At 60.8% G+C, this 26522-nt stretch carries 25 protein-coding genes, 2 tRNA genes and 2 rRNA genes; 8 read left to right on the plus strand and 21 right to left on the minus strand.

Annotated features, from left to right (window positions below; translation table 11 throughout):
• Positions 1-101: 101 nt before the first annotated feature.
• The 9 genes from uraH to hpxU all read right to left on the minus strand — a co-directional run bounded on the left by uraH (position 102) and on the right by hpxU (position 7281).
• On the minus strand, positions 102-437 hold the full coding sequence (gene uraH / locus PVE98_RS15870; RefSeq protein WP_033752858.1) for a hydroxyisourate hydrolase: 336 nt from the start codon (positions 435-437) through the stop codon (positions 102-104).
• Positions 434-928, minus strand: coding sequence for a 2-oxo-4-hydroxy-4-carboxy-5-ureidoimidazoline decarboxylase (uraD, locus tag PVE98_RS15875; RefSeq protein ID WP_096072624.1), 495 nt, complete (start codon positions 926-928; stop codon positions 434-436). Before uraD ends, uraH begins: the two co-directional genes overlap by 4 nt.
• Positions 925-2184: an allantoate amidohydrolase gene (gene hpxK, locus PVE98_RS15880; RefSeq protein ID WP_096072623.1), complete on the minus strand. Its 1260-nt coding sequence runs from the start codon at positions 2182-2184 to the stop codon at positions 925-927. The genes uraD and hpxK overlap by 4 nt, the downstream gene beginning before the upstream one ends.
• A complete protein-coding gene (locus tag PVE98_RS15885; RefSeq protein ID WP_096072622.1) occupies positions 2181-3413 on the minus strand; it encodes an alanine--glyoxylate aminotransferase family protein in 1233 nt (410 codons plus the stop codon). Before PVE98_RS15885 ends, hpxK begins: the two co-directional genes overlap by 4 nt.
• Positions 3414-3431: 18 nt before the next feature.
• Positions 3432-4163, minus strand: a complete 732-nt coding sequence (locus PVE98_RS15890; RefSeq protein WP_033752862.1) for an amino acid ABC transporter ATP-binding protein — start codon at positions 4161-4163, stop codon at positions 3432-3434.
• The gene (locus PVE98_RS15895) at positions 4144-4800 is read right to left on the minus strand and encodes an amino acid ABC transporter permease (RefSeq protein WP_096072621.1); all 657 of its coding nucleotides are present in this window, start codon (positions 4798-4800) and stop codon (positions 4144-4146) included. Before PVE98_RS15895 ends, PVE98_RS15890 begins: the two co-directional genes overlap by 20 nt.
• Positions 4800-5465 carry an amino acid ABC transporter permease gene (locus PVE98_RS15900; protein WP_033752864.1) on the minus strand — a complete coding sequence of 222 codons (666 nt, stop codon included), beginning with the start codon at positions 5463-5465 and terminating at the stop codon, positions 4800-4802. Before PVE98_RS15900 ends, PVE98_RS15895 begins: the two co-directional genes overlap by 1 nt.
• Positions 5466-5474: 9 nt before the next feature.
• On the minus strand, positions 5475-6260 hold the full coding sequence (locus PVE98_RS15905; RefSeq protein WP_033788667.1) for a transporter substrate-binding domain-containing protein: 786 nt from the start codon (positions 6258-6260) through the stop codon (positions 5475-5477).
• Between the two features lie 181 nt (positions 6261-6441).
• Positions 6442-7281 carry a MurR/RpiR family transcriptional regulator HpxU gene (hpxU, locus tag PVE98_RS15910; protein WP_096072620.1) on the minus strand — a complete coding sequence of 280 codons (840 nt, stop codon included), beginning with the start codon at positions 7279-7281 and terminating at the stop codon, positions 6442-6444.
• A gap of 135 nt (positions 7282-7416) precedes the next feature.
• Here hpxU and PVE98_RS15915 point away from each other — a divergent pair, with 135 nt between their 5' ends.
• The 4 genes from PVE98_RS15915 to hpxZ are packed head-to-tail and all read left to right on the plus strand — an operon-like array spanning position 7417 to position 10974.
• Positions 7417-9003, plus strand: a complete 1587-nt coding sequence (locus tag PVE98_RS15915; protein ID WP_096072619.1) for a gamma-glutamyltransferase family protein — start codon at positions 7417-7419, stop codon at positions 9001-9003.
• A gap of 12 nt (positions 9004-9015) precedes the next feature.
• Positions 9016-9201: an oxalurate catabolism protein HpxX gene (gene hpxX, locus PVE98_RS15920; RefSeq protein WP_033752868.1), complete on the plus strand. Its 186-nt coding sequence runs from the start codon at positions 9016-9018 to the stop codon at positions 9199-9201.
• Complete coding sequence (locus PVE98_RS15925; RefSeq protein ID WP_096072618.1) at positions 9198-10595, plus strand: AtzE family amidohydrolase; 1398 nt, start codon at positions 9198-9200, stop codon at positions 10593-10595. The genes hpxX and PVE98_RS15925 overlap by 4 nt, the downstream gene beginning before the upstream one ends.
• Positions 10585-10974: an oxalurate catabolism protein HpxZ gene (gene hpxZ / locus PVE98_RS15930; RefSeq protein WP_187143619.1), complete on the plus strand. Its 390-nt coding sequence runs from the start codon at positions 10585-10587 to the stop codon at positions 10972-10974. Before PVE98_RS15925 ends, hpxZ begins: the two co-directional genes overlap by 11 nt.
• 2 nt (positions 10975-10976) lie before the next feature.
• Here hpxZ and PVE98_RS15935 read toward each other — a convergent pair whose 3' ends face one another.
• The 5 genes from PVE98_RS15935 to PVE98_RS15955 form a co-directional block, all read right to left on the minus strand.
• Positions 10977-11702 (minus strand): HPP family protein, encoded by a 726-nt coding sequence (locus tag PVE98_RS15935; RefSeq protein ID WP_096073874.1) that lies wholly within the window; start codon positions 11700-11702, stop codon positions 10977-10979.
• Positions 11703-11842: 140 nt separating this feature from the next.
• Positions 11843-13054, minus strand: coding sequence for a cupin domain-containing protein (locus PVE98_RS15940; protein WP_333621016.1), 1212 nt, complete (start codon positions 13052-13054; stop codon positions 11843-11845).
• A gap of 309 nt (positions 13055-13363) precedes the next feature.
• Positions 13364-14320 (minus strand): allantoinase PuuE, encoded by a 957-nt coding sequence (gene puuE, locus PVE98_RS15945; RefSeq protein ID WP_096072616.1) that lies wholly within the window; start codon positions 14318-14320, stop codon positions 13364-13366.
• Positions 14321-14354: 34 nt separating this feature from the next.
• Positions 14355-15086: an allantoin racemase gene (gene hpxA / locus PVE98_RS15950; protein WP_096072615.1), complete on the minus strand. Its 732-nt coding sequence runs from the start codon at positions 15084-15086 to the stop codon at positions 14355-14357.
• The gene (locus PVE98_RS15955) at positions 15083-15805 is read right to left on the minus strand and encodes a GntR family transcriptional regulator (protein ID WP_096072614.1); all 723 of its coding nucleotides are present in this window, start codon (positions 15803-15805) and stop codon (positions 15083-15085) included. Before PVE98_RS15955 ends, hpxA begins: the two co-directional genes overlap by 4 nt.
• A gap of 144 nt (positions 15806-15949) precedes the next feature.
• On the opposite strand from PVE98_RS15955, the gene PVE98_RS15960 reads away from it, so the two are divergent.
• Positions 15950-17446, plus strand: a complete 1497-nt coding sequence (locus tag PVE98_RS15960; RefSeq protein ID WP_033752876.1) for an NCS1 family nucleobase:cation symporter-1 — start codon at positions 15950-15952, stop codon at positions 17444-17446.
• 61 nt (positions 17447-17507) lie between these two features.
• On the opposite strand, the gene PVE98_RS15965 is transcribed toward PVE98_RS15960, so the two are convergent.
• Together PVE98_RS15965 and dnaQ are read right to left on the minus strand one after the other, a co-directional pair.
• Positions 17508-17584 (minus strand) — tRNA-Asp (locus PVE98_RS15965).
• 134 nt (positions 17585-17718) lie between these two features.
• Positions 17719-18450, minus strand: a complete 732-nt coding sequence (gene dnaQ, locus PVE98_RS15970; RefSeq protein ID WP_033752877.1) for a DNA polymerase III subunit epsilon — start codon at positions 18448-18450, stop codon at positions 17719-17721.
• Positions 18451-18504: 54 nt separating this feature from the next.
• On the opposite strand from dnaQ, the gene rnhA reads away from it, so the two are divergent.
• Entirely contained in the window at positions 18505-18972 is a 468-nt protein-coding gene (rnhA, locus tag PVE98_RS15975) for a ribonuclease HI (RefSeq protein WP_033752878.1), read from the plus strand.
• Here the strand turns inward: rnhA and PVE98_RS15980 are convergent.
• Positions 18954-19691, minus strand: coding sequence for a class I SAM-dependent methyltransferase (locus tag PVE98_RS15980; RefSeq protein WP_033752879.1), 738 nt, complete (start codon positions 19689-19691; stop codon positions 18954-18956). The genes rnhA and PVE98_RS15980 overlap by 19 nt on opposite strands.
• Positions 19692-19733: 42 nt before the next feature.
• Here PVE98_RS15980 and gloB point away from each other — a divergent pair, with 42 nt between their 5' ends.
• Positions 19734-20489, plus strand: a complete 756-nt coding sequence (gloB, locus tag PVE98_RS15985) for a hydroxyacylglutathione hydrolase (RefSeq protein ID WP_033752880.1) — start codon at positions 19734-19736, stop codon at positions 20487-20489.
• Positions 20490-20560: 71 nt separating this feature from the next.
• Complete coding sequence (gene mltD / locus PVE98_RS15990; RefSeq protein ID WP_033752881.1) at positions 20561-21940, plus strand: murein transglycosylase D; 1380 nt, start codon at positions 20561-20563, stop codon at positions 21938-21940.
• Between the two features lie 227 nt (positions 21941-22167).
• Here the strand turns inward: mltD and PVE98_RS15995 are convergent, their stop codons facing one another.
• The 4 genes from PVE98_RS15995 to PVE98_RS16010 all read right to left on the minus strand — a co-directional run bounded on the left by PVE98_RS15995 (position 22168) and on the right by PVE98_RS16010 (position 26389).
• Entirely contained in the window at positions 22168-22959 is a 792-nt protein-coding gene (locus PVE98_RS15995) for an endonuclease/exonuclease/phosphatase family protein (protein WP_033752903.1), read from the minus strand.
• A 164-nt stretch (positions 22960-23123) separates the two neighbouring features.
• A tRNA-Asp gene (locus PVE98_RS16000) sits at positions 23124-23200 on the minus strand.
• A 74-nt stretch (positions 23201-23274) separates the two neighbouring features.
• Positions 23275-23390, minus strand: a 5S ribosomal RNA gene (gene rrf, locus PVE98_RS16005).
• Between the two features lie 93 nt (positions 23391-23483).
• Positions 23484-26389, minus strand: a 23S ribosomal RNA gene (locus PVE98_RS16010).
• Positions 26390-26522: the final 133 nt, after the last annotated feature.

The following is a 26522-nucleotide window of genomic DNA, read 5'->3' on the forward strand; positions in this document are numbered from 1 at the left end:
TCGGCTCCGTTGGCTTTTGGTTACCCGGCTACGATAGCGTTACGCTTGCCTGAATACCATTTGGCTAAACCGACGGTTTTGATAGCCGCAGGCTTTCAAAATTAGCTACCGCGATAGGTAGACCACGACCAGGGCGAAATTAAAAAAGGCAGGTGGAAATGGCTGCCCGCCTCGGCGATAACGAAATCGATCTGCGCGGAGACGTAGAGCGCATCGCGCCCGTCCGCCGCGAAATAGTCGCCAATCTCAGCGGTCAGCCGGTAGTGGCCCGGCGTCAGCGGCTCCGGCGTTAAGTCGCCGATGCGTCCATCGCTGTCCGTCTCGCCGTCGGCAACCGGCAACCAGCCCTCGGGGCTATTCTGCTCCAGGGAGATAGCGACGCCGACTGCCGGTTTGCCCAGCGCCGTGTCGAGAATATGGGTGGTGATGGTGCTCATGTCAGGCTCTCCTTCAGACGCAACAGGGTGATCTCCCGCAATTGCTCCAGCGCTTCGCGCGCTTCGGTGGGTTCGTCATTCGTCAGGCGGCGCTGAAGCTGCGCCAGCATCTCTTCGCCGCTGCGCCCTTTGGCGCGGATTAAAAAGACGCGGCCAAAGCGCGCTTCATAGGCCCGGTTGCCTGCCTGCATCGCCCGCTTCAGCGCCGCATCGGCGTCGCTCATTGCGACCTGCTCCTGACGCGACAGCGCCGCCTCTTTGTCCGCGCCGCTGGCACGTTCGCCGATGCGCGGATGCGCGCTCAGCGCCTGTTCAAGATCGTCGCTGTTCCACGTTTGCGCCAGCCGCTCCGCCTCCGCCAGCAGCGCCGCCTGCGAGGCAAAAGGCCGCGCAGCCGCCAGCGCCTGCTGCCAGCGCGGGATCGCCACGCAGTGCGCGATGGCCGCCTGCGCCGCCGACGTCGGCAGCGCGTTGAACGTCACAAGGTTCATGGTGCGCCTCGCTGCGCCAGCTGGCACACGGCGTGCAGGTAAGCGCGCACCGCCAGCGCCACGTCTTCGGCCATCACCGCTTCAGCCGGATGGTGGCTGAGGCCGCGTTCATTGCGCACGAAGAGCATGCCGACCGGCCAGCGCTCGGCGATGGCGATAGCGTCATGGCCCGCGCCGCTCGGCAGCGCCAGCGTGCGGCCCTGCACCGTCTCGACGGCGCTGCTCAGCGCCTGCTGCAGCGCGCTGTCGCAGGCGGTGGCGCTGATACGGTAATACTCCTCCGCCTCGAAGCGCAGCCCGCGCCGTAGCGCAATTGCCTCGGCCTGAGTCAGCAGGCTCGACAGCAGCCGCTCCAGCGGCAGATCCTGCGGGCCGCGCACGTCCAGCGACAGCGTGACCTCGCCGGGAATAACGTTGACCGCGCCGGGCGCGCAGCTCAGAGTGCCGACCGTCGCCACCAGCTGCGGATCCTGCTCGCGCGTGGTCGCCTCGATAAACACCATCCACTCCGCAGCCGCCGCCAGCGCGTCTTTGCGGTGGGTCATCGGCACCGTGCCCGCATGGCCCGCCTCGCCGGTAAAACGGCAGCGAAGGCGGCGTGCGCCATTGATGGCGGTGACCACGCCCAGCGCCAGCCCCTCCTGCTCCAGGCAGGGCCCCTGCTCGATATGCAGTTCAAGGTAGGCGACGATATCATTCAGATCGCGGGCGGCGCACGGAATCGCTCCGGCGTCCAGCCCCACATCCGCCATCGCCTGGGCGACGGTAATGCCGTTACCGTCCGGATGGGTGGTCCAGCTCTCCGGCCAGCTGCCGGCGACGCCGCGGCTGCCGAGCAGCGTAATGCCGAAGCGCGTGCCCTCTTCATCGCCGAAGCCGACTATCTCAATCGCCAGCGGCAGGCGCTGCCGCTGCTGATGCAGCCACTGCACGGTCTCAATCGCGGTCAGCACGCCCAGCATGCCGTCATAGCGGCCGGCGTTGCGCACCGTATCGAGATGGGAGCCGAGCAGCAGCGCGGGCGCGCCGTCGCTCGCCCCTTCGTAGCGGCCGCAGATATTGCCGACTTCGTCCTGCCAGACGCGCATGCCCGCCTGCTCCATCCACTCGCCGACCTGGGCGTTGGCGCGCAGATGCTCCGGCGAGAGGTAGACGCGCGTCAGCTGATCGGGCGATTCGCTGATCGCCGCCAGCGCGTCGCAGCGCACCATGACGCGTTCGGCGGCCAGCTGCGCCTCAGCGGCGTTCATCATCATACGCGGCTCCCGTAGTGGTCCCACGCCGCCTGCATCGCCGCGCCCTGAGTCGCACGGAAGCCGAGATGGGTCAGCACCGCCTCCAGCGCCGACAGGGTGGTCATCACGCAATCTTTGCGCGCGTTGAAGCCCATGGTGCCGATGCGCCATACCTTGCCGTGCAGCGGACCGAACGAGGTGCCGATCTCGATGCCGAAATCCTCCAGCATCAGCTGACGCACCTGGTCGCCGTTCACGCCCTGCGGAATCACCACGCCAAGCACGTTGTTCATCTTGTGATCTGGATCGCCGAAGGTTTCCAGCCCCATGCCCTGAATGCCTTTCAGCAGCGCGTCGCCGTGCAGCTTGTGACGCGCGATGCCTTCATCCAGCCCTTCCTGCAGGATCAGCCGCGCGCACTCGCGCGCGCCGAACAGCGCGGTGGTCGCTTCGGTATGGTGGTTAAGGCGCTCCGGCCCCCAGTAATCCATGATCATGCCGAGATCGAAGTAGTTCGAGTAGATCATCTCTTCATCGCCGTCCTGATGCGCGGCGGTGCGGATCCCCTCTTCGACGCATTTGCGGCGGCGGATCGCCTCTTCCATCTGCGGGCTTAAGGTGATCGGCGAGGTGCCGGAGGGGCCGCCAAGGCATTTCTGCATCCCGGCCGAGACCGCATCCAGCCCCCACGCGTCGGTTTCCAGCGCGTTGCCGCCGAGCGACGCGGTGGCGTCGGTATAGAAGAGCACGCCGTACTTTTTGCAGATGGCGCCCAGCTCCGCCAGCGGCTGCAGCATGGTGGTCGAGGTGTCGCCCTGCACCGTCAGCAGCAGGCGCGGCTTCACGCGCTTAATGGCGTCCTCGACCCGATCCGGGGTAAACACTTCGCCCCACGGCACTTCGATGGTGTGCACCTCGGCACGACAGCGGCGAGCGATCTCGCACAGCAGATGGCCGAAGCGGCCGAATACCGGTACCAGCACCCGATCGCCAGGGCGGATCGCCGACAGCAGGATCGCCTCGATCCCGGCGCGCGAAGTGCCGTCGATCAGCAGCGTCCAGCGGTTTTCGGTGCGGAAGACGCCGCGATAGAGTTCCATCACCTCATTCATATAGTGGGTCATCGCCGGATCGTACTGACCGATCAGCTGGGTCGACATGGCGCGCAGCACGCGCGGATCGGCGTTGATCGGGCCGGGCCCCATTAGCAGGCGCTGCGGCGGATTGATTTGCGGATAGCGGTTTTCCATGTTGATTTCCTTACTAAATTAGAGTCGCACCGAGGAGATAAACTGCTTCAGCTCCGGCGTCTGCGGCGCGGCGAACAGGGTTTTGCTGCTGCCCTGCTCCCAGACGCGCCCCTGATGCATAAAGACCACGCGATCGCCGACGTCGCGCGCGAAGTTCATTTCATGGGTGACCAGGATTAGCGTCATGCCTTCGGCGGCGAGCTGCTCCAGCACTTTCAGCACCTCGCCCACCAGCTCGGGGTCAAGCGCCGAGGTGATCTCGTCGCACAGCAGTACCTTCGGGTTCATCGCCAGCGCGCGGGCGATGGCGACGCGCTGCTGCTGGCCGCCGGAGAGGTTGGCCGGCGAGTAGTCGAGACGCTCGCCGAGGCCGACTTTCTCCAGCATCTGAGTGGCCAGCGCGCGGCACTCCGCCTCGCTTTTTTTCAACACGCGGCGCGGCGCCAGCATGACGTTTTCCAGCGCGGTCATATGCGGAAAGAGGTTGAAGTTCTGGAACACCATGCCGACCGAGCGGCTGATGTCGCGCGCCTGGCTGTCGCGGTCGGTAATGGTCATGCCGCCCAGCTTAATGCTCCCTTCCTGATAGCCTTCCAGGCCGTTCATGCAGCGCAGCAGCGTGCTTTTGCCTGAACCGCTGCGGCCGATAATCGAGATCACTTCGCCCATTTCGATATCGAGGTCGACGCCTTTCAGCACGTGGTTGTCGCCGTAGTACTTCTGCACCTGATTAATGGTGATGAGCGGCATGGAATTTTTTCTCCAGATACTGGCTGTAGCGGGACAGCGGATAACACATCAGGAAGTAGCCCAGCGCGACCAGCCCAAACACTTTAAAAGGCTGATAAGTCACGTTGTTCAAAATGGTCCCGGCTTTGGTGAGTTCGATAAAGCCGATAATCGAGGCGAGCGCGGTGCCCTTGATCACCTGCACGGCGAAGCCCACCGTCGGCGCGATGGCGATGCGGATCGCCTGCGGCGCGATCACCCGGTACAGCGTCTGGCCGAAGCTGAGGCCGAGGCAGCGCGACGCCTCCCACTGCCCTTTTGGCAGCGCGCGAATGCTGCCGAACCAGATATCGAGCAGAAAGGCGCTGGTATAAAAGGTCAGCGCGAGCGAGGCCGCCGTCCAGGGCGCGACGTCGATGCCGAACAGCACGACGCCGAAGAAGGCGAGGAAAAGCTGCATCAGCAGCGGCGTGCCCTGGAACAGCTCGGTGTAGCAGCGGATCAGCCGCGTCAGCCACTTGCGCTGCAGCAGACGCAAAAAGAGCAGCGGCAGCGTCACCAGCGTGCCGCCGACAAAGGCGGTCAGCGACAGCAGCAGGGTCCAGCGCGCCGCCAGCAGCAGGTTGCGCAGAATGTCCCAGTCGGTAAAGGTCGTCATCATGCCTGCGCTCCTAACCATTTACGGCCCAGCGCCAGCAGCACCTGGCGCATGGCGATCGACAACAGCAGATAGATCAGCGTGGTCACCAGGTAGACCTCGAAGCTTAAAAAGGTGCGCGACTGGATCAGGTTGGCGGCGAAGGTCAGCTCTTCATAGGAGACCTGCGATACCACCGACGAGCCGAGCATCACGATAATGCACTGGCTGACCAGCGCCGGATAGATACGCTGCAGCGACGGCGGCAGCACCACGCGCAGAAAGGTTTGCGTGCGCGTCAGGCCCAGCACGCGTCCCGCTTCCCACTGCCCTTTCGGCGTCACCTGGATGCCGGCGCGGATAATTTCGGTGCTGTAGGCGCCGAGATTAATCAGCATCGCCAGCAGCGCCGCCTCGCCCGCCGTCAGCTTCAGCCCCAGATTGGGCAGGCCGAACACGATAAAAAAGAGCTGCACCACAAAGGGCGTGTTGCGGATGATCTCAACGTAGAGGCCCCAGAGACGGCTGGCCCAGCTCGCTTTGCCGCTGCGCAGCGCCGCGCCGAGGATCCCCAGCCCGACGCCGCCGACGGTGGCCAGCACCGTCAGCTGAATCGTGACCCACAGCCCGGCGAGCAGCTCCGGCCAGTAGGGCCAGAGCGCAGGGAAGTTAAGTTGCCCGAGCATAGCGCGACCTTATGCGCCGAGGCTGGCGGGCAGCGGCGCTTTCAGCCACTCTTCCGACAGTTTGTTAAGCGTGCCGTCTTTGATGCCCTGCTCAATCAGCGCGTCCACTTTTGCCTTCAGCGCCGGCTCATCTTTTTTCAGGCCGATAAAGCAGGGCGAATCCTTCAGCATAAACTGCGCGACCGGCGCTTTTTGCGGGTTCTGCCGCGCGATCGCCGCCACGACCAGGTTGCCGGTCGCCACATACTGCACCTGGCCAGAGAGATAAGCCGACAGCGTGGTGTTGTTGTCCTCATAGCGCTTCACCTGCGCCTCTTTCGGCGCGAGGCTGCTCAGCACCATATCCTCCACCGCGCCGCGCGTGACGCCGATGCTCTTGCCGCTCAGCGCCGCCGCGTCTTTCAGCGTCTCGCCTTTCGGGCCGAAGACGCCGAGGAAGAACGGCGCATAGGCGCGGCTGAAGTCGATCACTTTTTCACGCTCAGGGTTTTTCCCCATGCTGGAGATCACCAGATCGACCTTATCGGTTTGCAAATAGGGCACGCGGTTGGCGCTGGTGACCGGCACCAGCTGCAACTTAAGTTTCATCTGTTTCGCGAGGTATTTCGCCGTATCGATGTCGTAGCCCTGCGGCTGCAGATCCGTGCCGACCGATCCGAACGGCGGGAAATCCTGCGGTACCGCCACGCGCAGCACGCCGCGCTTCTCGATATCCTGTAGCTGATCCGCCAGCGCGCTGCCGGTCTGAACCATCAGTAACGCCGCCGCTGCTACCGCCATTAACGCTTTTTTCATTATGCACCCCGGTAAGTTGACCTGAAACAAAAGATTCTTGTAAATGTGATTTGCAACTAATGTGCCAACCACTGGTTCGGCGGATTAAGCGGCAGAAACGCTAATTTTAAGGAAGAAAGGCGGCCTGCCGCCGCCTGATATCAGAGGATCAAAATGAGGCAAAGCACCAAAAAGGTGCTCTTTAACGGTGCTCCAGCTCGTCCAGCTGCTGATAGAGATCGGCGATCTGGTGAATACGCTGGCGTCCTTGCGTCAGCATTTCATGCAGCAGCGCGTTGGTCAGCAAATTGATCAGGCTCATCGCCGAGGCGTAGCTGTCGAAGGCCGATACGCTGTCGAGCGGCGCGCAGAGCTGCCAGCGCGCCAGGCCGCTCATCGACTGCGCCTGCGGCTCGCACAGCGCCAGCAGCGGGATATCTCGCTGCTGCAGCTGCTGCATCAGCGGGCGGATCAGGCGCGGACGACGGCGAAACGCCATCACCACCACCATATCGTCAGGCGTGATATCGACTATCTCTTCCGCCAGCGTCTGGCCTGGCTGCGGCAGCACCATAACGTCGGCGCGCGCCTGCAGCAGCTGCTGGCGCAGATGCAGCGCCAGCGGCCAGGAGTTGCGCATGCCGATGACGAAAATACGCCTCGCCCGGGTCATCTGCTGCACCGCCTCGCCGAACTGCTGCGCGTCGAGCGCGTTCACCCACTGCGTCAGGTTCGCCATCTCCTGCTTATAGTGGCGCGCCAGCAGCGTATTGCCCTGCACCGCGTCGCGGTTGTCGGTCAGCGGCATGCCGCTCTGGCGCAGAATGCGCAGCTCGTCGCGCATATCTTTGTATTTGTCGTAGCCCAGCCGTCGAAACAGGCGGCTGACCGTGGCCTTTGACACGCCGCTGAGCCGCGCCAGCTCGGCGCTGTTGTAGCTGATTAGATCGTCGAAATGGTCAAAGACGAAATCCGCAATACGCTGCTCCTGCGGCGAGAGCTGCGGATAGTGGCTTCTGAGTCGTTCATCAAGCTGTTTCATGCGTCGTCCTGTAACTTTCGTTTCAGCAGAAGCTAGCATAATTCGATCCAGGTTACCGCCGTCGTGCGCCACAGCAAAAAACTGGAACGGCTCTTGCTTGGATCCCCGCTCTGTTACCCAATAAGAACCCTCACTATGATTCAGAGCAATATGGCTCCGCTGGGCATGGCGGTCGCGCCGCACCACCTGGCGAGCGAGAGCGCGCTGGCGGTGCTGCGCGACGGCGGCAACGCTATTGAGGCGATGGTCGCCGCCGCCGCGACCATTGCCGTGGTCTATCCCCATATGAACGGCCTCGGCGGCGACGGCTTCTGGCTGGTGCTGCCCCCGAACGGCGATCCTGTGGCTATCGACGCCAGCGGCGCGGCGGGCGCGCTGGCGCATCCCGATTTCTACCGCGGCCAGAGCGCGATTCCGCATCGCGGTCCCGCCGCCGCGCTAACGGTGGCCGGGACGGTGAGCGGCTGGCAGGAGGCGCTGGCGCTCTCCGGCGAGCTGGGCGGCGCTCCGCTGCCGCTGCCGCGCCTGCTGCGCGACGCGATCCGCTACGCCGCCGACGGCATTCCGGTTACCGCCTCGCAGGCGGCCGCCACCGTCGCGAAACAGCATGAACTGGCGCATCAGCCGGGATTCGCCGCGACTTTTATGCCGGACGGCGAACCGCCGCGCGAGGGCAGCCGCTTTACCCAGCCGGCGCTGGCGCAGACGCTTAGCCTGCTGAGCGAGCAGGGTCTCGACAGCTTCTACCGCGGCGAGCTGGCGCATCATCTGGCGCGCGAAATGTCAGCGCTCGGCATGCCGGTGACGCTGGCGGATCTGCAGCAGCAGCGCGCGCGACGCTGCGTGCCGCTGCATGTGGCGCACAGCGAAGGCGACCTGTGGAATATCGCGCCGCCGACGCAGGGGCTGGTGTCGCTGGCGATCCTCGGCGTTACCGATCGGCTGGCGATGGCGCAGGCTGACGAGGCGCAGACGGTGCACCGCATTGTGGAAGCGACCAAAAAGGCCTTTGCGCTGCGCGACGCCCATCTTACCGATCCGCGCCATATGAGCTGCGAGGCGCAGTCGCTGCTGACCCAGGATCACTTCGCCACGCTGGCGAGCCAGATTAGCGAGACGCAGGCGGCGCCCTGGGGCGCCGGGCGCGGTCCCGGCGACACGGTGTGGATGGGGGTGATGGACAGCAGCGGCCTCGCCGTCTCCTTTATTCAGAGCATCTATCACGAGTTCGGCAGCGGCGTGGTGATCCCCGGCACCGGCATCACCTGGCAGAACCGCGGCGCGGCTTTCAGCCTCGACGCGGATCATCTGCTGGCGCTGGCGCCGGGCAAACAGCCGTTCCATACCCTTAATCCCGCCGCCGCGCGCCTGAAAGATGGCCGCACGCTGGTTTACGGCGCGATGGGCGGCGACGGCCAGCCGCAAACCCAGGCGGCGATCTTTACCCGCCATGTGATCCAGGGCATGCCGCTGCAGCAGGCGGTGAGCGCGCCCCGCTGGCTGCTGGGCCGCACCTGGGGCCAGTCTTCCGACTCGCTCAAGCTGGAGGGCCGCTTTGCGCCGGAGAGCGTCGCCAGGCTGCGTCAGCTGGGACACGAGGTCGAGCTGCTGCCCGACTTTAGCGAGGCGGTCGGCCACGCAGGCGCCATCGTGCGCCATATCAACGGCATGCTGGAAGGCGCATGCGATCCGCGCAGCAACGGCAGCGCGAGCGGATTCTGACAGGAGAGAAAAATGAATCAGACAACAGACTGGGGGCGCTATCTGGCGCTGATGGAGCAGCTGCTGGCGCTGGAGCTGGACGATCCGCGCCGCGCCGAACTGGTGATTCAGCTTGAACGCATCGCCGCGCTGGCGGCGCCGCTGATGGCGTTTCCTCTCGACGACCGGCTCGAAGTGGCGGGGGTGTTTCATCCATGAATCTCAGCGAATTATCTCTCCGGTCGCTGCAGCAGGCGATCCAGCGCGGCGATCTCAGCGCGCGCGAGGTGGCGCAGCAAACCCTGAGAGGAATTGAACGCCACCGGGCGATTAACGCCTGGACCGAAGTCACCGACGAACGCATGCTGCGCGAGGCTGACGCCGTCGACGCGCAGCGACGCCGCGGCGACGATCTGCCGCCGCTGGCAGGCGTGCCCTATGCGGTAAAAAACCTGTTCGACGTGGCCGGCCACACCACGCTGGCGGGCGCCGCCCTGTTTGAAGATCGGCCAGCGGCGACGCAGGACGCCTGGGCGGTGAGCCGCCTCAGCCGCGCCGGCGCGCTGCTCTCCGGCATGCTGAATATGGACGCCTACGCCTACGGCTTCACCACCGAGAACAGCCACTTCGGCGCGACGCGCAACCCGCACGATCCGACGCGCGTGGCGGGCGGCTCGTCGGGCGGCTCCGCAGCGGCGGTCGCGGCCGGACTGGCGCACTTCTCGCTCGGTACCGACACCAACGGTTCGATCCGCGTGCCCGCGTCGCTGTGCGGCATCTTCGGCCTGAAGCCGACCTTCGGCCGCCTGTCGCGCAGCGGCAGCCATCCCTTTGTCGCCAGCCTCGATCATATCGGCCCCTTCGCGCGCCGCGTCGAGGATCTGGCGCTGGTCTACGATATGCTGCAGGGCCACGACCCTCAGGATGCATTTCAGGCAAACCGGCCCGCCGATCCGGCGCAGGTGGGGCTAGAGGAGAGCGGTCAGCGCTGTGCCGTGCTGGGCGGCTTTTTCTCGACCTGGTGCGACGACGACGCGCGCGATGCGCTGGCGCGGGCCGCGCGGGCGCTGGCTATCCATGATGAGGTGACGCTGCCGGAAGCGGAGCTGGCGCGCTCGGCGGCCTTTATCCTGACCGCCTGCGAGGGCGGCAATCACTATCTGCCCGCGCTGCGCGCCTCGCCGGAGCGTTTCGAACCCGCCTCGCGCGAGCGGCTGCTGGCGGGCGCGATGCTGCCCGCCGCCTGGTACGTGCAGGCGCAGCGCTTCCGCCGCCATTTCCAGCAGCAGGTGCTGCCGCTGTTCGAACGCTTCGACGTCCTGATCGCGCCCGCCACGCCCTGCGTCGCACCGCTGATCGGCCAGCAAAGCATCCGCGTTAACGGCACCGACCTGCCGTCACGCGCCAGCATGGGCATGCTGACGCAGCCGATCTCCTTCCTGGGGCTGCCGGTGTGCAGCGTGCCGCTGGCGACGAAAAGCGGCCTGCCGATCGGGCTCCAGCTCATCGCCGCGCCCTTTAACGAAGCCGCCGCGCTGCGCGTCGCCTTCGCCCTTGAGCAGCAGGGCATTACCCTCGCGCCCACCACTATGGATAAACCTGATGCAAACTGAAGAGATTAATTTACCGCACGTCGTAGCAGAGGTGACCGCCGCCTTTTACCGCTACGAACAGGCGCTGGTGAGCAACGATATCGCAACGCTCGACGCGCTCTTCTGGCACGATGAACGCACCGTGCGCCTCGGCGCGGGCGAGAACCTCTACGGTATCGAGCAGATCCGCGCCTTTCGCGCCCAGCGGCCCGCCGCCGGGCTGGCGCGCACCCTGCGCAACAGCGTCATCACCACCTTCGGCGAAGCCTATGCGGTGTGCAGCACCGAGTTTACGCGCGCAGGCTCGGCGAAAATCGGCCGTCAGCAGCAGAGCTGGGTCAGGCTGCCGGAAGGCTGGCGCATCGTCGCCGCGCAGGTGAGCCTGATGAGCGAAAGCTGAGATTAGCGGGCGCGCGCCTGTCGCTGCACCGCAATCGCTTCGGCGCGCTGCAGCAGCTGCTGGAGGTCGTCTTCATCGATATCCAGCAGTTCGCCGCTTTCCAGCGCCTGATGCAGATCGTCGCGGGTAATCGGCACGTCCAGCGCTACCGGCGCGGGTTTCGCTTCGGCGGCGGCCAGCGGATGCGGATAGCGGCGGCCCGCCAGGTTATTGAAGAGGATCGCCAGCAGCGCCAGACAGAGTGAGTTAAGCAGTATGGGCGTCAGAATATAGTGGTAGCCCAGCTGGTGGACGCGGCCGCCGCCGAGAATAGCGGTCAGCGCCACCGCGCCGCTGGGCGGATGCAGGCAGCGCAGCTGAAACATTACGGCGATCGCCAGGCAGGCGGCAACGCCGCAGGCCAGCGGCGCATAGGGAATCGTCATGGCCGCGGTGACGCCAATCGCCGCCGCCACCATATTGCCGCCGACAATCGACCAGGGCTGTGCCAGCGGGCTGTTCGGGATGCCGAACAGCAGCACGGCGGAGGCGCCCATCGGCGCAACGAACCACAAGTTAGCCTGCCCTAACAGCCAGTGGCTGATCAGGCTGGTGATGGTCAGGCCAAGCCCGGCGCCGACGCTGGCAATAACGATCTCTTTTTTGGCCACCGGCAGCGGATGCGGCCAGAAGCGGGCAAAAAAGGTGCGCAGCGCGCTTCTCCCCTTCGCCTGACGCGATTCAGTCATGTTCACAACGCTTATTCATCAGAAAAAATTATGGAAGCGACGATTGTCGCCGATCGATTTGGCGGTAACAACCGCAGGGTTGGCCGCCTGGTCAGGATTCGGAATTGTGCCCAGGGCTGGCGATGCGCCAGCCCGAGAGGCTATTTGACGACCGGATTCTTTTTCAGCGACAGCGCCGAGAGGAACGCATCGTCGAGCTGCAGATGCTGCGCCACCAGCTCGCGCGGCGTGCTGGCGAGCCACTGGTTAAGGGAGATATCGGCGTAGTAATCGCTTTTGAACAGCTCCAGAAACCGCAGCGGCCCGGTACCGGTATTCTCGATATAGTGCCCCATGGCGAAGGGGACATAGCCGACGTCTCCCGCGCGGTAATCAAAGGTTCTCGCCTGGCCGGATGAGGCGAATACGCCCATGCGCCCCTCGCCTTCCAGATAGTATTGCCACTCATCGTTGTTCGGATGCCAGTGCAGTTCGCGCATGCCGCCCGGCGCAATCTCCACCAGCGCGGCCGCGATGGTTTTCGATACCGGAAAGGTCGAAGAGTCGGTGATGCGCACCGTGCCGCCCGGCGCGACGATAGGCGCCTGCGCCAGCATGTGATGAGTGAAGACGCGTTTTGATTTCGGCGCGCCCTTGATGGCGTCCGCAGCCAGACTGCCCGGCACCCTGCCGGCAAAAATATACTCATCGTCCGGCGAAGGCAGTTTTGCAAAGGAGGAGACCGGCACGCTGAAATTTTTCGCCAGAATCTCGGGCGGAATATGTTTGAACCAGTCTGACAACAGAAAGGTGCTGTCTTCATCGAAGCCGCCGTCGTCAAACGCCAGCAGAAACTCACAGCCGTCTGGCCCCAGTCCCTGAATCGAGTGCGGTATGCCCGGCGGAAAATACCAGAGATCGCCGACGCCGATATCGTCAACGAACCAGCCGCCGTCAGTATCGAAGGCGGTCACGCGCGCCTTGCCGAAGGTCATATAGGCCCACTCGCCCTCTTTGTGCCAGTGCAGTTCACGAATGCCGCCCGCATTGAGGCGCATATCGACCCCGGCGATGGTAGTGGAGATGCCCAGCTCGCGCTGCGTCACCTGGCGCGTCCAGCCGCCGCTGCCTTTGCGCACGTGCGCGTCGCTGAAAGAGAAGCGCAGGTTGGGCAGCGTGCCGCTGTCAGTGGCGGGCGGATCGACGATATCGGGGTTTTGCGCCTCACGCGTCGGATCGTGCGGGCCAGGATCGCGCGGCGTGTTGGCGGGCCATGAGGCGATGGCGTCGTGGGCGTGGACCTGGCCTGCTGCCAGGGCTACCGTGCCGCCTGCGGCGAACGCCATAAAGTTCCTTCGGGAAAGCTTGCTCATCTAAACGATTCCTTATTCCGTGGTTGACCGGAATATCTATACGCGCAAAGCGAACCGTCGGCGGCAGGCAAGATGTAACAGTCCACTGAACTGCGAGGAACCTCAGGTTTATTAATCAATTTTGTGGTGGGAATATTTTTATTTCATTTAACCACGGTTAAAAAATGGCGTCAGAATAGGCTTTATCGCGCGCACGAATCGCTAACGGTTGAGCAGATGCATTAATATTTCTGCTAAATAATCCGTTACATCTTTTTAACAAGAACAGAGGAGAAGCGCGGCTATCTGTGCAGCCGCGCCGGGTTATTCTCAGGGTTGCGGCGCGGGATGTACGGCAGCCCAGTGGTCGGCGATCTGCTGGCGGGTACAGATCCAGACGTCGTTATGCTGCTGGATATGGTCGAGGAAGTTTTGCAGCGCTTTGAATTTGCCAGGCCGGCCTAGCAGGCGGCAGTGCATGCCGACCGACATCATTTTCGGCTGGGTTTCGCCCTCTTCATAGAGCACGTCAAAGGTGTCGCGCAGGTAGGTGAAGAACTGCTCGGCGGTGTTAAACCCCTGCGGCGTGGCGAAGCGCATATCGTTGCACTCCAGCGTATAGGGGATCACCAGATGCGGCTTCACGGTGCCGTCCTGACAGGTGACCTGCATCCAGAACGGCAGATCGTCGCCGTAATAGTCGCTGTCGTAGCTAAAACTGCCCTGCTCGACCACCAGCCGCCGCGTGTTGGGGCTGTCGCGGCCGGTGTACCAGCCGGTGGGCGCTTTGCCGAACAGATCGGTAAGCACGTCGACCGCCTGCTGCATATGCTGGCGTTCGGTTTTGGCATCCATCGACTGGTAGTGGATCCAGCGCCAGCCGTGGCTTACCACGTCGTAGTCGGCCTGTTTGATCGCCTCGACGATCTCCGGATGACGCGCCAGCGCCATCGCGACGCCGAACACCGTCAGCGGCAGGCCGCGCTTCTGGAATTCGCGGTGGATGCGCCAGAAGCCGGCGCGCGAACCATATTCGTAGAGCGAATCCATCGACATATGGCGATCGGGATAGCTGGCCGCGCCGATGATATCGGAGAGGAACTGCTCGGATCCGGCATCGCCGTGCAGCACGTTGTTCTCTGCGCCCTCTTCATAGTTGAGCACGAACTGTACCGCCACGCGCGCCTTGTTCGGCCAGGCGGCGTGCGGCGGCGTGGCGCCATAGCCAATCAGATCGCGCGGATAGTTTTTGTTGAAGCTGTACTCTTTCTTCTCTGCACTATCCATTCATCAATTCCTGTTTAATTGCGGCAAGGTTTCGTTAGTTTAGATGCTGAAACGCGCCTGAGAGAGGTTTGGCGATCGGCTGAGCGAGATCGCCATGCTTGCTGGTGCCGAAGCCAAGCGCCACCAGCGCCTCGACCATTTTTACCGCCGCGCTGACGCCATCGATCACCGGCATCCCCAGCTCCTGCGTCAGCTCGCGCGCCAGCGTCGCCATGCCGCCGCAGCCCAGCACGATGGCGCCGCTGCCATCCTGTTGCTTCGCCTGCAGGCACTGCTGGCGCACCTTCTCCTGCGCCAGCCCCGAACCATCCTCCAGCGCCAGCACCGGCAGATCGATAGCGTGCAGCGCGGCGCAGTGATGGGTAAAACCGTACTGCTGCAGCAGATGGCGCGCGATGATCAGCGTACGCGGCAGCGTGGTGACGATGGAAAAGCGCGTCGCCACCAGCGTCGCGGCGTGCATCGCCGCTTCGGCGATGCCGATGACCGGCCCGCTGGCCAGCTCGCGCGCCGCCAGCAGTCCGGGGTCGCCGAAGCAGGCGATAACGTGGCCGCTGACGCCCTGCGCTTTGCCGCGTTTCACCTGCTCCAGCACGCCGATCGCCGCGATCGCCTCGTCGAAGTGGCCTTCAATCGAGGGCACGCCCTGCGAGGGCGACACGGCGATAATCTCGGTGCCCGGCGCCGCCACCGCACGCGCCGCAGCGCCGATGGTTTCCGTCATCGCCAGGCTGGTGTTGGGGTTGATCACCTGGATCAGGCTCATGATGTCACCTCTTTATGACGGGCAAATAACCGTGAGAAGTCGGGCAGCGTTTCGCCGCTGCGCTCGAAGTGCAGGCTGGAGACGATATGGTCGAAGTGGTGCTGCAGCGCCTGGGTCAGTGCGGCGAGGTCGCCCGCGCGCAGGTAGGACACCAGTCGGTCGTGATCGTCGCAACGGCAGCCCTGCTGCCAGGGCGCGCCCCATGCGGCGATCACCAGCGAGGAGCGCTGCGTCAGGCGCGTGACCAGTTCGGTCAGCACCTGATTGCCCGCAATCGCCTGCAGTTCGATATGGAAAGCCGCGGAGAGACGGATCGCCGCCGCGCCGTCGCGCGCGTCGTGCGCCTGCTGCTCCTGGGCGATGCGCTGCGCGAGTCCCGCCAGATGCGGCGGCTGCAGATGCGCCAGCACGGCGGGCAGATTGGCGCACTCGATCAGCGCCCGGGTGCGGAAAATATCGCGCGCTTCATCAACGCCTGGCGTGGTTACCTGTGCACCGCGCCTGGGCAACAGCGTCACCATCTGCACTGCGGCGAGGCGCTGCAGAACTTTGCGAATGCCGGTGCGGCTGACGCCGAACACCTCTGCCAGCGCCTCTTCCGGCAGTTTGCTGCCTGGCGGCAACTGATGCTCCACTATGGCGTTCATCAACGCCTGGTAGATAGGTTCGTCTTTATCCCCGAGATCGGCGGCCAGCGGCTGGCCTGTCTCACTTCTCATACCGGACTCCCTTTACAGGCTGTGTGCCACCATCGTATACGTGAACACTTTTTTTTGTATACAAGATTTCAATTCTGGCCTGGATCCTGCAACAGCTTTTCACGTTGCTATGACCGTTAACCCTCGTGATAAGGAGCAGGTTTCATGCCAAACCCTCAACAACATGTTTCCGCGTCGGCCGCTGAAGCCCGCGCGCGCTACAGTCCCCGCCTGACCAATGAGGATCTGGCGCCGACGCGCCAGCAGAGCTGGACGTGGTACAACATCTTCTCTTTCTGGATGTCGGATGTGCACAGCATGGGCGGCTATGTGGTCGCGGCCAGCTTTTTCACCCTTGGGCTGGCGAGCTGGCAGGTGCTGATTTGCCTGCTGGCGGGGATCTGCATCGTACAGCTGTGCGCCAACCTGGTGGCGAAGCCGAGCCAGATGGCAGGCGTACCCTATGCGGTGATCTGTCGCCAGGCGTTCGGCGTCTTTGGCGCCAATATTCCAGCGGTGATCCGCGGGCTGATCGCTTTCGCCTGGTATGGCATTCAGACCTATCTGGCCGCCAACGCGCTGATGCTGGTGCTGCTGAAATTCTTTCCGGCGCTGGCGTCGATGACCCACGCCAGCTGGCTGGGCCTGTCGCTGCTGGGCTGGTGCTGTTTCGGCGTGATGTGGCTGTTACAGGCGATGGTGTTCTGGCACGGCATGAGCGCCATTAAGCGCTTTATCGACGTGGCGGGTCCCGCCGTCTATGTGGTGATGGTGGCGCTGGCGGGCTGGATTGTATACAAAACCGGCTTCGACGGTATCTCTTTTACCCTGGCGAGCAAGTCGCTGAGCGCAGGCGAACAGAGCTGGCAGATGATCACCGCCACCGCGCTGGTGGTCTCCTACTTTTCCGGGCCGCTGCTCAACTTCGGCGACTTCTCGCGCTACGGCAAAAGCATGGGCGAGATCCGTCGCGGCAACCGCTGGGGCCTGCCCTTTAACTTTTTGCTCTTCTCGGTGGTGACGGTGGTGATCGTCTCCGGCACGCAGTCGCTGTTCGGCAAAATGATTACCGATCCGATCGAAACCGTCAGTATGGTCGGCAACGATGTGGCGGTCGCTATCGGGCTGCTGACCATGATCACCGCCACCATCGGCATTAATATCGTGGCGAACTTCGTCTCGCCGGCGTTCGATTTTTCTAACTGCTCGCCGCAGAAAATCAGCTTCCGCACCGGCGGTATGATTGCCGCGGTGGGATCGGTGCTGCTGACGCCGTGGAACCTGTTTCAGTCGCCTGAGCTGATCCACTACACCTTAGACGTGCTGGGCGCCTTTATCGGGCCGCTGTTCGGCATTCTGCTGGCGGATTTCTATCTGATCAAACGCAGCCGCGTCTTTGTCGACGACCTGTTCGACGCGACGCCGCAGGGCCGCTACTGGTATCGCGGCGGCTTTAACCCGAAAGCGATCGCCGCGCTGCTGCCGTCGGTGATTATCGGCCTGATTATCAGCTTTGTGCCGTCGCTGCATGAGGTCGCCAGCTTTAGCTGGTTTATCGGTGCGGCGCTGGGCGGCGGATGCTATCGCTATCTGGCGCGTCATGAGCGCGAAGCGAGCGCGGCGCAGCCTTTCGCTGGCGGCGTTGCGATGCAGGAAAAGTAAGGGGTGAGAGCGCAGAAAAGCAAAAGGCCGATTCATTGCTGAATCGGCCTTTCTGAAGAGTTGGCGGTGCGGACGGGACTCGAACCCGCGACCCCCGGCGTGACAGGCCGGTATTCTAACCGACTGAACTACCGCACCGCGCTGTGTTCCCCGTCGGGAACGAGGCGCATATTAATGGCCGCTCAGGACCCCGTCAACGCTTTTTCTCGCCGCGCCGCGCGTTTGCTGTTTTTTTACGCTTAACGCTGATTTAACCAGCGAAACCCTTTCTGCTAACCGCGCCACAGGCAGCTTCCGCCTTTTTTCATCACCAGATCGAGCCGTGACTCATGCGCAATCACCTCTTCGTCCGATGCCGCCACGACGCGCAGCGCTGAGGCGGGCCGAACGATGCGCTGGATGGTTTCGCCTTCGTTCTGCTGCGCGCCGTCCCCTTCCTGCGAAAACGCCAGCGACGTCTGGCCGCCGGTCATCGCCAGGAAGACTTCCGCCAGGATTTCGGAGTCGAGCAGCGCGCCGTGCAGCGTACGCTTGCTGTTGTCGATCTCATAGCGCGAGCAGAGCGCATCCAGACTGTTGCGCTTGCCCGGGAACATCTTACGCGCCATCGCCAGGCTGTCGGTGATGCGACAGAAGGTTTCGGTTTTCGCAATGCCGCGGTTCAGCATGGAAAACTCATAGTCCATAAAGCCGATATCAAACGAGGCGTTATGGATCACCAGCTCAGCGCCGCGGATGTAGTCGAGGAATTCGTCCGCGATCTCGGCGAAGGTCGGCTTATCGGCGAGAAACTCATCCGCAATGCCGTGTACGCCGAACGCTTCCGGATCCACCAGCCGATCGGGGCGCAGATAGATATGGAAGTTATTGCCGGTCAGGCGACGGTTCACCACCTCTACCGCACCAATTTCAATGATGCGGTGACCTTCGTAATGCACACCGATCATGTTCATGCCGGTGGTTTCAGTATCGAGTACGATCTGGCGGTTATTTGCAGTGCTCATAGGATTCGTTTTATGTCAGACTTGGCGTTTTTCTCAGAAGGGAGTCTACCAGAGATGCGCAAGCAGGTAGAAATATTCACCGACGGATCCTGCCTCGGCAATCCCGGTCCCGGCGGCTACGGCGCGATTTTACGTTACGGTCAGCACGAAAAGCTGTTCAGCGCCGGTTACCGACTCACCACCAATAACCGCATGGAGCTGATGGCGGCGATTGTGGCGCTGGAGGCGCTGAAAGAGCCTTGTCACGTGGTGCTGAGCACCGACAGCCAGTATGTGCGTCAGGGCATTACCAGCTGGATCCACAACTGGAAAAAGCGCGGCTGGAAAACGGCGGATAAGAAGCCGGTGAAAAACGTCGATCTCTGGAAGCGCCTCGACAGCGCGCTGGCCGGGCATGAGATCCAGTGGGAATGGGTCAAAGGTCATGCTGGCCATCCGGAAAACGAACGCTGCGACGAGCTGGCGCGCAGCGCGGCGTCGCATCCGCAGTCAGAGGATATCGGCTACAAGGTCGAGTCCTGATCCTTCGCCGCGCGGAACTGCCGCGTGGCGTTCACCGCCGGACGCAGCTGCGCCTTGCCCAGCGCCTTTTTCGCCTTAGTCGGCGTGAGCGGGAATGTGCGTTTACGCGCTACGACGATATTCAGGCAGCCCAGCGCAGGCAGATGCGCGCTGATCACCTTGCCGCCCTGCCGGTGCCAGGGCACCACCTGGAATCGGGTGCGAAACACCACTTCGTAATTAAGCAGGCTCAGCCAGTCAAGCAGGCGCATCTGGCTAAACATCCGTCCGCTCCACGGCGCTTTACGCTGAATGCCGGGCAGCGCTTTGCTGATGCCCAGCAGCGAAAAGGGGTTGAACCCGCTGATAATCATCCAGCCGTCGTCGATCAGTACGCGATCCACTTCGCGCAGCACCCGGTGCGGGTCCTGGCTCCAGGCCAGCGTGTGCGCCAGCAAGCAGGCGTCGATAGACTTGGACTCAAACGGCAGCTGCGTCGGGTGCGCCAGCACCTGCAGCAGCTCGCCTTCGCTGCCGACATTGACCTGATGTGAAATAGCGCAGTGTTCAGTGTTGATTTCTGCACTAAGGTTGCCAAGCTTAAGCATATGAAAGCCATATAGCTTTCCCAGGTAGGGCTGGAGTTGCTGAGTCAGCGCGTCGCGGAAATAGTCTCCCCATGGCATATCGCGCCAGGAGTGCGGCGCGGTCAGAATCTGGCGTGTTTTAGCGCGCTTCATGCTTTACCATCTTCCTTTTCTAACGGCCTGCGAGAGGTGATTATGAATCTTACCAGTATTCCTGCGCTACAGGATAACTACATCTGGACGCTAAACGACGACGCCGGCAACTGCCTGATTGTCGATCCTGGCGAAGCGCAACCCGTGCTGGAGAAAGTCTACGCGAACGGCTGGAAACCGGCGGGGATTCTACTGACTCACCATCATCACGATCATGTCGGCGGCGTACAAGCTCTGCGGGAAAAATTTCCCGGCATCGAGGTTTTCGGTCCACAGGAAACCGAAGATAAAGGCGCGACAACGGTAGTAAGTGAAGGCGATACGGTGTCGCTGCTGGGTATGAACTTCAGCGTGATCCATACGCCTGGTCATACTTTAGGACATATCTCATATTACAGTTCACCTTATCTTTTCTGTGGCGACACGATGTTTTCCGGCGGCTGCGGGCGGCTTTTTGAGGGCACAGCCGAACAAATGTATGAATCATTTCAGAAGCTTGATCAGCTTCCCGGCGACACTCTGATTTGCTGCGCGCATGAGTACACTTTATCTAATTTGAAGTTTGCTGCGGCTATTCTGCCCCATGATCCGCAAATTACGGCCGAATATCAGAAAATTAAGGACTTACGCGCCAAAAATGGCATTACTTTACCCACAAAACTGGCGCACGAACGGCAAATAAATTTATTTTTGCGTACGCAAGATCCTGATTTACAAAGAGCATTGAACATAAATTTAACACCCGACCACATATGGGACACATTTGCCCTTTTACGGGAGAAGAAAGACCAGTTTTGATTTTTCGGGTTGTGTTGTGACAGGGCGTCACGTATAGTTGCTCGTCTTTTAAGCGAACTATTGACACACACATGAAGGCTAAAGCGATATTACTCGCCTCGGTCTTGCTGGTGGGATGTCAGGCATCACGGAATGACGCCAATATCCCCGAACAGCATGCCCAGAGTCTGTCTTCAGCTGGTCAAGGTGAAAATGGAAAGTACGGTGATCGAATGTTGTCGCCGCGATGGCAGGAAGATGGAACTGGCCTCGCAGAAGATACCGATCTCTGGAGTTTCATTAGTGACGAGTTGAAGATGGGGATTCCGGAAAACAGCCGGATCCGCGAACAAAAACAAAAGTACTTAAAAAATAAGAGCTATCTCCACGATGTAACATTACGGGCAGAGCCGTACATGTACTGGATAGTCGAGCAGATACATAAACGTAAGATGCCGATGGAACTGGTACTGCTACCCATAGTGGAGAGCGCTTTTGACCCCCATGCAACCTCATCAGCCAATGCCGCCGGCATCTGGCAGATTGTTGCGACAACGGGCAAAAACTATGGTTTGAAACAAAACCAGTGGTACGACGGACGCCGCGATGTGGTGGCCTCGACCAAGGTTGCGCTGGATATGATGCAGCGTCTGAACAAGATGTTTGACGGCGACTGGTTGCTGACCGTTGCTGCTTATAACAGCGGTGAAGGACGTGTGTTAAAGGCGATTAAACAGAATAAGGCGCGCGGAAAGCCTACCGACTTCTGGAATCTGTCGCTGCCACGCGAGACCACGGTCTACGTACCGAAAATGTTGGCCTTGAGCGATCTGCTTAAGAACAACAAGCGCTACGGTATTAAACTGCCGACGCCTGACGAAAGCCGCGCGCTGGCGCGTGTTGAAGTCGGTCAGCAGATGCAGTTGACGCAGGCTGCCGAAATGGCGGGTATGTCGCTCAGCAAGCTCAAGAGCTTCAATACCGGCTATAAAAAAGGCGCTACCGCGCCCAACGGACCGCAGTACATTTTAGTACCGAAGTCCCACGTGGCGAAGCTGCGTAGCTCGCTGGCTTCCGGCGACATCGCAGCGGTACAGCCGACGCAGCTGGCGAAAAACAGCGCGTCTGGCAGCAGCTATAAAGTGCGTCGCGGCGATACGCTTTCCGGCATCGCCAGCAAGCTGGGCGTCAGCGTTGCGTCGCTGAAGCAGCAGAATAATTTGCGGGGCGCCAATGTTCGTATCGGTCAGACGCTGACCGTCGGCGATAGCGGCACAAGCCTGGCTGATAATAGCAACAGCATCACCTATCGCGTGCGTAAAGGTGATTCTCTTGCCAGTATTGCAAGGCGCCACGGCGTCGATATCAAAGATGTGATGCGCTGGAATACGGTCCTGAGCAGCACGAAAGATATCCAGCCTGGTGACAGGCTAACGCTCTACGTCAATAATAGCGCATCGCCTGATACCTGATGCGTTGAAAAGGCCAACATTTGTTGGCCTTTTTTCATTTCTGCACGCTTTTCTCTCCCCTTTTCAATCTCTTGATAGTCGCGCATAAAACACGCCTTCCTCTCACACGCGGACTGAAATGCTATGCGCGGCAAAAATAAAAGCTGAGGATGCGAGAATGGCATTCAGGCGAGAAATTCGCCTTCTCGCGTTATTACAGGGAGAAGGCGAACAGGCGCGTGCTGGCGTTAGCGTGCGGCGTTAAACTCGACCAGTAAGGGGTTATGGTCTGAGGCGCGCGTAACCAGTACAGAGGCCCTGCTGACGTTCATATCGCGATAGAAGACAAAGTCCAGAGGGCGGCCAAAGGCCTTACGTCGGTGATCGTCCGTAAACCTCACCTCTTTCAGCGTCATTTCGCGCGCGAACCGATAGAGCGCGTGGATGCGCTGGCGGCTCCATGCGTTGAAATCGCCCGCCATGATAACCGGCCCTTTGTGATGCAGGATCTGTTCGCCTATCGGCCCCAGCTGCTTGCTGTACACATCGATGCCGAGGCTGAAATTAACCGCGTGGATATTGACGACCATTAGCATTTCACCGGTCGGCAGCGGATAGGCGGTGACCAGCGCCGACTTAGCCAGCCGCAGCAGCGGCTCTCGCTCACGCAGCGGGCAGCAGTAGACTGGATGTGCAGAAGCGAGCGTCATCACGCCAGAAGGATGCTGAGGCAGCACAAAGGCAGGAACCTGATCGGCGGCCAGATAGTTACTGGTCGCAAACTTTACCAGTTCAGGCGTGGTTTGTGCCTCCTGCAACAATACCAGGTGCGCGTCTTTGCCAAATCCCTGTAGTACGGACATCCAGTCGGCGCGCTGCTGTTTGAAAATATTCCACACCAGTACTTTCAGATGGGCGTCAGGCGACAGCGGCGCCCCTGGCGGAAGCGCCTGGCCAAGATGTAGCATGGCGCCCGGCGGAAAGATCTGTTCGACCGGCTGACCCGCGACATAGCGCATTGCATAAGTTTTTTTTCGCACGTTATTGCCCAATTCCTTCCGTACCCGTTGCACCTGTCAGTTATAGGGATTTTAGTCGGGGGTTTCAATTGGTGTTGGTAATTGTCGGAATCATCGTGTGCGAATGAGGTTTTTTAACGCAAAAGAAAAAGCCCTGACTTTGCAGTCAGGGCTTATCTGTTAGGTGGCGGTGCGGACGGGACTCGAACCCGCGACCCCCGGCGTGACAGGCCGGTATTCTAACCGACTGAACTACCGCACCACCGAATACTGCTGCTACCAGCGGGGTCTCGCTGATAACCGGTGTCACCCTCGCGGGTGGATACCAATTTGGATGCCTGGCAGTTCCCTACTCTCGCATGGGGAGACCCCACACTACCATCGGCGCTACGGCGTTTCACTTCTGAGTTCGGCATGGGGTCAGGTGGGACCGCCGCGCTAAGGCCGCCAGGCAAATTCTGTCTCCGCGCCGCCCGACGGGCCGCGCAGAATATATCCGTCACAAGCTGAAAATCTCGCGTCTCACAAAACGCCTCTGGCGTTGTAAGGTTAAGCCTCACGGGTCATTAGTACCGGTTAGCTCAACGCATCGCTGCGCTTACACACCCGGCCTATCAACGTCGTCGTCTTCAACGTCCCTTCAGGAGCATCAAGTGCTCAGGGAAAACTCATCTCGGGGCAAGTTTCGTGCTTAGATGCTTTCAGCACTTATCTCTTCCGCACTTAGCTACCGGGCAGTGCCATTGGCATGACAACCCGAACACCAGCGGTGCGTTCACTCCGGTCCTCTCGTACTAGGAGCAACCCCCCTCAGTTTTCCAGCGCCCACGGCAGATAGGGACCGAACTGTCTCACGACGTTCTAAACCCAGCTCGCGTACCACTTTAAACGGCGAACAGCCGTACCCTTGGGACCTACTTCAGCCCCAGGATGTGATGAGCCGACATCGAGGTGCCAAACACCGCCGTCGATATGAACTCTTGGGCGGTATCAGCCTGTTATCCCCGGAGTACCTTTTATCCGTTGAGCGATGGCCCTTCCATTCAGAACCACCGGATCACTATGACCTGCTTTCGCACCTGCTCGAGCCGTCACTCTCGCAGTCAAGCTGGCTTATGCCATTGCACTAACCTCCTGATGTCCGACCAGGATTAGCCAACCTTCGTGCTCCTCCGTTACGCTTTGGGAGGAGACCGCCCCAGTCAAACTACCCACCAGACACTGTCCGCAGCCCGGATAACGGGCCTACGTTAGAACACCAGCCATTAAAGGGTGGTATTTCAAGGATGGCTCCACGCAGACTGGCGTCCACGCTTCAAAGCCTCCCACCTATCCTACACATCAAGGACCAGTGTTCAGTGTCAAGCTGTAGTAAAGGTTCACGGGGTCTTTCCGTCTTGCCGCGGGTACACTGCATCTTCACAGCGATTTCAATTTCACTGAGTCTCGGGTGGAGACAGCCTGGCCATCATTACGCCATTCGTGCAGGTCGGAACTTACCCGACAAGGAATTTCGCTACCTTAGGACCGTTATAGTTACGGCCGCCGTTTACCGGGGCTTCGATCAAGAGCTTCTCCTTGCGGATAACCCCATCAATTAACCTTCCGGCACCGGGCAGGCGTCACACCGTATACGTCCACTTTCGTGTTTGCACAGTGCTGTGTTTTTAATAAACAGTTGCAGCCAGCTGGTATCTTCGACTGGCCTCGGCTCCGGGAGCAAGTCCCTTCACCTACGCGCCAGCGTGCCTTCTCCCGAAGTTACGGCACCATTTTGCCTAGTTCCTTCACCCGAGTTCTCTCAAGCGCCTTGGTATTCTCTACCTGACCACCTGTGTCGGTTTGGGGTACGATTTCGTGTTGCCTGGAGCTTAGAGGCTTTTCCTGGAAGCAGGGCATTTGTTGCTTCAGCACCGTAGTGCCTCGTCGTCACGCCTCAGTGTAAAGTGCACCGGATTTGCCTGGAGCACACACCTACACGCTTAAACCGGGACAACCGTCGCCCGGCCAACATAGCCTTCTCCGTCCCCCCTTCGCAGCAACACCAAGTACAGGAATATTAACCTGTTTCCCATCGACTACGCCTTTCGGCCTCGCCTTAGGGGTCGACTCACCCTGCCCCGATTAACGTTGGACAGGAACCCTTGGTCTTCCGGCGAGCGGGCTTTTCACCCGCTTTATCGTTACTTATGTCAGCATTCGCACTTCTGATACCTCCAGCATGCCTCACAGCACACCTTCGACGGCTTACAGAACGCTCCCCTACCCAACAACGCTTGCGCGTCGCTGCCGCAGCTTCGGTGCATGGTTTAGCCCCGTTACATCTTCCGCGCAGGCCGACTCGACCAGTGAGCTATTACGCTTTCTTTAAATGATGGCTGCTTCTAAGCCAACATCCTGGCTGTCTGGGCCTTCCCACATCGTTTCCCACTTAACCATGACTTTGGGACCTTAGCTGGCGGTCTGGGTTGTTTCCCTCTTCACGACGGACGTTAGCACCCGCCGTGTGTCTCCCGTGATAACATTCCTCGGTATTCGCAGTTTGCATCGGGTTGGTAAGCCGGGATGGCCCCCTAGCCGAAACAGTGCTCTACCCCCGAGGATGAGTTCACGAGGCGCTACCTAAATAGCTTTCGGGGAGAACCAGCTATCTCCCGGTTTGATTGGCCTTTCACCCCCAGCCACAGGTCATCCGCTAATTTTTCAACATTAGTCGGTTCGGTCCTCCAGTTAGTGTTACCCAACCTTCAACCTGCCCATGGCTAGATCACCGGGTTTCGGGTCTATACCCTGCAACTTAACGCCCAGTTAAGACTCGGTTTCCCTGCGGCTCCCCTATACGGTTAACCTTGCTACAGAATATAAGTCGCTGACCCATTATACAAAAGGTACGCAGTCACCCCATAAAGAGGCTCCCACTGCTTGTACGTACACGGTTTCAGGTTCTGTTTCACTCCCCTCGCCGGGGTTCTTTTCGCCTTTCCCTCACGGTACTGGTTCACTATCGGTCAGTCAGGAGTATTTAGCCTTGGAGGATGGTCCCCCCATATTCAGACAGGATACCACGTGTCCCGCCCTACTCATCGAGCTCACAGAATGTGTGTTTTCGTGTACGGGAGTGTCACCCTGTACCCTGCGACTTTCCAGACGCTTCCACTAACACACAAGCTGATTCAGGCTCTGGGCTGCTCCCCGTTCGCTCGCCGCTACTGGGGGAATCTCGGTTGATTTCTTTTCCTCGGGGTACTTAGATGTTTCAGTTCCCCCGGTTCGCCTCGCAACACTATGTATTCATGTTGCGATAGTGTGTCGAAACACACTGGGTTTCCCCATTCGGACATCGCCGGCTGTAGCGGTTCATATCACCTTGCCGGCGCTTTTCGCAGATTAGCACGTCCTTCATCGCCTCTGACTGCCAGGGCATCCACCGTGTACGCTTAGTCGCTTAACCTCACAACCCACAGGCGTCTTGCGACGTCGCGGATGTGATTAATTGAGAGACTCGAACGCGCTGCCTTTATTCCTTATTACGGAGGAATAACGCGACGCGTCGTTTCAATTTTCAGCTTGTTCCGGATTGTTAA

The sequence above is a fragment of the Pantoea sp. GABEPS69 genome (assembly GCF_045780835.1).
In the GTDB taxonomy this organism is placed as follows: Bacteria; Pseudomonadota; Gammaproteobacteria; order Enterobacterales; family Enterobacteriaceae; genus Pantoea; species Pantoea septica.